Source organism: Ectobacillus funiculus (genome assembly GCF_004138295.1).
Classification (GTDB): domain Bacteria; phylum Bacillota; class Bacilli; order Bacillales; family Bacillaceae_G; genus Ectobacillus; species Ectobacillus funiculus.
Map to the genome: position 1 here is coordinate 1 of NZ_SCFM01000078.1, position 6,234 is coordinate 6,234.

The 6,234-nt window shown below is 39.8% G+C and carries 4 protein-coding genes; all 4 read right to left on the reverse strand.

Annotated features, from left to right (window positions below):
• Positions 1–1,211, reverse strand: a 1,211-nt coding sequence (locus EP737_RS23745; RefSeq protein WP_165350902.1) for a sugar ABC transporter ATP-binding protein, incomplete at its 3' end; no start/stop codon positions are given.
• Between the two features lie 78 nt (positions 1,212–1,289).
• On the reverse strand, positions 1,290–2,276 hold the full coding sequence (locus tag EP737_RS23750; protein ID WP_129731672.1) for a sugar ABC transporter substrate-binding protein: 987 nt from the start codon (positions 2,274–2,276) through the stop codon (positions 1,290–1,292).
• 279 nt (positions 2,277–2,555) lie between these two features.
• The gene (locus tag EP737_RS23755) at positions 2,556–3,554 is read right to left on the reverse strand and encodes a LacI family DNA-binding transcriptional regulator (RefSeq protein WP_129731674.1); all 999 of its coding nucleotides are present in this window, start codon (positions 3,552–3,554) and stop codon (positions 2,556–2,558) included.
• Positions 3,555–4,728: 1,174 nt separating this feature from the next.
• The gene (locus EP737_RS23760) at positions 4,729–5,757 is read right to left on the reverse strand and encodes a LacI family DNA-binding transcriptional regulator (RefSeq protein WP_129731676.1); all 1,029 of its coding nucleotides are present in this window, start codon (positions 5,755–5,757) and stop codon (positions 4,729–4,731) included.
• Positions 5,758–6,234: the final 477 nt, after the last annotated feature.

Here is a 6,234-nt window from a genome sequence, read left to right on the forward strand (position 1 = left end):
TGGTTCCCTCCGCTTAGGTTCATAATAAGCTGATTTAAATGCGGTGTTTTTACTCTTAATTTTTCTACCTGCTCATTGCATGCTTTTTTCACTAAACTGTTATTTAAATACCCAAGAGTTGACAGATTGTCGATGTTAGACATAATCATGTTCTCCCGGATCGACAGCGGCAGGAATGCACCCGTCAGCTTTCTGTCCTCTGTTAATAAGCCGATTTTATGACGGATTGCTTCTTTCGGCGAATTGATTTTCACCTGCTTGCCATGCATATAAATTTCACCAGAGGTTGGCGGGTCAATTCCGAAAATACTTTCCATAATCTCTGTTCTTCCAGAGCCCATCAGTCCCGCGACCCCAAGGATTTCTCCTTTACGCACCTCAAAGTTGACGTTTTGGAACTTGCCTTCTCTAGACAGGTTTTTTACCGCTAGGACAACATCTGTAATTTCAGATGGCTCCTTATGGAATACTGCTTTAATCTCACGCCCTACCATCATTTGAATCAATGTATCTTGATTCAATTCGCTTGCTGGCTTAGCTCCTACATACTGCCCATCACGGAATACCGTAATATCGTCGCAAATCTTAAAGATTTCATCCATTTTGTGAGAAATGTAGATAATGGAAACACCTTTTTGTACCAAGGAATCAATAATGCTGAACAGATGATCAACTTCCTTATCCGTAATTGCTGAGGTTGGCTCATCCATAATAATTAAATCCGCATTGTAAGAAATTGCCGTTGCAATCTCTACCATTTGCATATTCGCAACGCTCAGCTCTCGCATTTTGGTTCGGGGATTCAAATCAATCTGTAGGGACTCAAACAACTTTTCTGTATCCGTTATCATTTTTTTCTTATTGACCCAACCTGTTTTGCCGTACATCGGCTCCCGGCCGAGATAAATATTTTCCGCAATCGTCATGTCCGGAACAGGGCTTAATTCCTGATGAATCATCGAAATCCCTTTGCTTAAAGCATCCTTAGGGCCATTAATTTGCACTTCCTGCCCTTTAAACTTAATCGTACCTTTGTCTGGTGTGTACACACCGAAGATAATTTTCATAAGTGTTGATTTCCCAGCACCGTTTTCACCCATTAAAGCGTGAACCGTTCCTTTTCGTACCTTCAGCTGGATATTATCCAAAGCCTTTACACCTGGAAATTCCTTTGTGATGTTATTTAGCTCTAAAATGTACTCCGTACTCATTCCATGCTCACCCCCAATAGATTGGTGAGAAGGGGACTCTTTCGGATAAGAGCCTTAACAGTCCCCTCTCATGTTACATTAGTTAGCTCCTGCGTTTTTCCACTTCTCAATAAATGTGTTAACATTGTCTTGTGTAATCAACTCAAATGGTACCCACACATTCTTATCTGCTAATTTTTCACCTTTCGCAGCTTGAATAGCTGTCTCGACTGCCTTGCTACCTTGCCCCATTGGGTCTTGGAAAGCAGAAACTTTTAATTTGCCAGATTTCACATATTCTAATGCATCTGGTGTACCGTCAATACCCGCTACTACTACATCATTTAGCTTGCCAGCAGCTTCTAACGCCATAATTGCGCCAATTGCCATTTCATCGTTATTCGCTACTACAGCATTGATTTTATCGCCAGATTGAATCCAGTTTTCCATCAATTTCATACCTTCAGAACGCTGCCAGTTTCCTGTCGCTTCACGTACAACTTTCATATCTGGGTTTTTCTTAACTACGTTTTTATTACCTTCTGTTCTCTTAATCTGTGCCTCTGCACCAAGCTCACCAGTCATAATGGCAACGTTTCCTTTGCCGCCTAACATTTCAGCAATCTTTTCCATTTGCATTGTTCCACTTTGGATAGATTCAGAGCCTACAAACGCGTAAATGTTTTTCATATCATTTTTACTTGGCATACGGTTTACAACAATTACAGGGATGTTTGCATCCTTTGCCGCATCTAACATCGGAGTCACTGCACTCGTATCAACAGGGTTAATAATGATTGCATCTACACCTTGTGTGATAAATGTTTCAACTTGAGAAAGCTGTTTACCGGAGTCGTTTTTCGCATCAACCATTTTTAAATCTACATCTTTATCTTTAGCAGCTGCCTTCATAGAATCGTATAAGTAAGAGAGCCATTTATCATCAAATACTGGCATCGCTGCTCCGATTACGAGCTTTCCATTCTTCTTCTCACCGCCAGAAGTCGAAGAAGAACAAGCAGCCATAAATGAAGACAGTATAACCATTAAAGATACAAGCAACATAAGTCTTTTACGAATTGCCATTAAAAGTCCCCCTAATATGTGTTTTAATATAAAGCGCTTTCGTTTTTGGGTTTACCGAAACGAAAGTAGAAACCACTTGTTTAATAGCTGAATACAACCTAAAATCTAAAATTTAAAAAACTGCTTTACTATGTTTCTTAGATCCTGTTCATCTATCATACACCTATGTAATCGATTACAATTTTTGCAATCGATTACATTTCATAGAAACTGAAATGTAATACGTTTTAGCAAAAAAAGATAGCGCTTACTTCGAAGGTAAGACATGTGCCTTCCGTCCTAACTCTGACAGAAAGCGGTTGATTTTCGGATAACAAGCTGCGGCAACACAAGGATACGCTGTTTCGATGTGCTTTTCCCTTCAATCTCCTCTATTAATAGATCCACCGCTTGAGCACACATTTTGTCAAGACCTTGCTCAACTGTTGTTAGAGGAGGATCACAGCTCTTTGATAATAATGTATTATCGAAGCCGGTAATCGAAAGATCCTTAGGAATGTCTAAACCTATTTCGCGTGCAGCTAGAATCGCACCAATTGCCAGTACATCATTGCAAGCAATAATAGCAGTAGGCTTCTTTGGATGATTCAATAATTCTTTTGTCAAGCGTTGCGCATGCTCTACGCTTGAATCACTGATAGCAATCAGATCTTCATGCACTGTCAAGCCGCTCTCTTGAAAAGCCTGCTTATATCCATTAATACGTTGTTGACTACTTGTAGCATCCTCGCCAATCACCGCAATTCTTGTATGGCCCAGGGAAACTAAGTGAGAAGCTACTTGATATCCTCCGACGACATTATCAATATTAATGCTGTTTACCGCGAATTGAGGATGCGATTCAGAAAGGAGCAGGACAGGGATATTATCACCCACTAAATCCGCGATAACCCTTCTGTTATTAAAAGCACTAGCTAATATAAATCCATCAACGCTTTTCTGTCTCAGTAATGACACTGAGCGTTCTTCCTTTTCTGGATTTAGATCCGTGCTGCAAATAACAAGGCTAAATCCAAATTCATGTGCACGATCTTCCACTCTGCGCGCCATTTCTGCAACAAAAGGGTTCGCTAAGTCTGGTAATAATAATCCAATAGTGGAGGTTCGTTTTCCTGTTAAGGCTGACGCAAGAACACTCGGTCTATAATTAAGCTCTTGCATAACCTTCAAAACCTTTTGTTTTGATTTTTTCCCAACTTGCTGGTCATTCATGACCTTTGAAACAGTAGATATGGAGACACCTGCCTTTTCTGCCACATCATAGATGGTTGTTTTCATTTTATACACTTCTTTCTATCATGCAGTCTAAAGATTAGATTACCTTACCTAAAGCGCTTTCGTCAATTCGATTGCTTTACTATTTTTTCTATTTTTATAAGTACTTTATCAATCGCTATCAAAATGACTCTAGCTCTTATCATAGAACTGGAGAACTTGGCTCCGATAAGCTTTCGTTGCAGCAATGGTAAGGACCCTAAAACTATCATTCGGACTTCACAGCCATCGCGGAATCCCCGTTTTTGGGCGTTCGTCCCGCATATCTAGCCGATTCCTTAAGATAGGGTTTCAGCATGAGAATAGCGAGCATTCTAAAATGAAGAACCATAAACTCGGCTCCTTTTGTAGCCTGAACACACCCTTTCCCTTTATAATCTAGACCATGTAAAACACTTTATCCTCACTATGTTATTCCTAAAGCGCTTTACATTTTTGATTATATATCACATTTAAAACGCTTTCAATACCTTTATTAATAAATTTTAACAAAAAACATTCATTTTTTTGTTATTTTTGCACAAATTTTGTTAAAGCCTCTCGCTATATGTTACCTAAACCGCTTTCCCATACCCACATTAGTCGTTCAGCAGCGATTCCACATTTAGGAACTCCCTTTAATTTACCGTGTCTTCCGCACCAAAATTGATTTCGTTTTCCAATTGCAATGTTACCTGCGATAAAGCTGGCGACCCTTGCTCTTGGGCGAAGACAGCGGCGTAGTTGCCCTTATACTGTATTCCTAAAATTCCCCATTATGTCAAATGAACTTCCAGCTAGGAATTTATACTTTCTTACAATATAAATGATAATCAAAAATCCCTTACCAAAAGCATTCAGAAGCTCTTACTGTTGAATATAACCTCATAATTCTCTGGCTTAAACTAGGTTTTTAGTAATATATCATAACAAAAAGCGCTTTCGGTATATTTATTAAGAGGATTGAAACCTATCAAAAAAGAAACAGAGATTATCCCTGTTCCTTTTAAAACCTCTTATATCCCTGACGTCATTTTTGGCTCTCCCCAAATAACATTCAGTCCATTCAAGCACTCTCCTTCTTTTATTCATTCCTGTATATAAGAAAAAGCAGACAACTAAAGTCTGCTTTTCTCTTCTATTCCCCTTCTACTCCAATTGAATTTTTGTATATATCTGCTAGCTCAAACACAGATAGCTAACCTTCTAAATATTCCTTACAGGATTGCCGTTTGACAATTTTATACGGCACAAGAATACTTTTTGGTGGCAGTTCTGGTGACTCGATTTTTTCCACTAAGCTTTTCGCAGCCTCATACCCAAGCTGAAAGATACGCACATCCACAGATGTTAACGGCGGACAAGAAATTTCGGAAAAAATAACATTATTAAAGCTTGCTACTGAGATACGATCTGGAACAGCATACCCTTTTTCTGTCAATGTACTTAAAACACCAAGCGCCATTAGATCATCAGTAACAATAATGGCACTTGGAGGCTGTTCCAAGGAAAGAAGCTGCTCCACCGCCCGCTCGCCGCCTTCACGCAAAAACTCCATATAGACAATATAGTCATCCGACATAGGGAGATCTGCTAGCTTTAACGCTTCTTTAAAACCAGCAAGACGTTCCTTCGTTACCATTAAATCTGGACTTCCCCCAATAAACGCCAATCGTTTATGACCGAGGGAAATAAAATACTCTGTAAGTTCACGTCCGGCCAAGTAATTATCATTATCTATATACGTCACTTCCCCAGTAGATTGATGCGGCTTGCCAATCAACACGAAAGGAAATTGTTGCTCAATTAAATATTGAATAACAGGGTCATCAATACGTGAATACAATAAAACAATGCCATCCACTCGTCTTCCCTGCACCATCTTTACAACACCTTCATAAATCTCCTGCTCTGTTTCTCCGGTAGACATATAAAGAGAGTAGCCCTTTATATGAGAAAAAGAGCTGATTCCTCGTATAACTTCCGGAAAAAACGGATTTTGAAATGCCTTCCCAGCAGAACTTGGCATAACGAGACCAATCGCTTGTGTCGTTTGATTTGCGAGACTGCGCGCATTCATATTTGGATGGTAACCAAGCTCATCCATAATTTTACGAACACGTTTTTTTGTTTTTTCACTTATACGAGAACTGTCGGCAATGACGCGGGATACTGTGGATGGTGCGACATTAGCTTTTTTCGCCACATCCTTAATCGTAACGACCATTCACACCATCCTTTCTTGTTGTTTGTTTCACACTTTAAGAGAGTATAAATTTGGATATTCGACGTAGCCAGAAATTTTAGGAATACAATTAAGAGCAACTACACCTCTGGCTTCGCCCAAAAGCAGGGCTCGCCAGTCGGCGAGTTTTCTTTACACTTTAAGAAAGCATAGATTTCCAGCCGGAAGCCAATTCGACGTAGTCGGAAATTTTAGGAATAAAGTATAAGGGCAACTACGCCTCTGGCTTCGCCCCAAAGCAGGGCTCGCCAGTCGGCGAGTTTTCTTTACACTTTAAGAAAGCATAGATTTCCAGCCGGAAGCCAATTCGACGTAGTCGGAAATTTTAGGAATAAAGTATAAGGGCAACTACGCCTCTGGCTTCGCCCAAAAGCAGGGCTCGCCAGTCGGCGAGTTTTCTTTATTATACCATTAATATTAACAACTTCTTGTCCCTTTCTATAAGAAAAGCAGTACTTT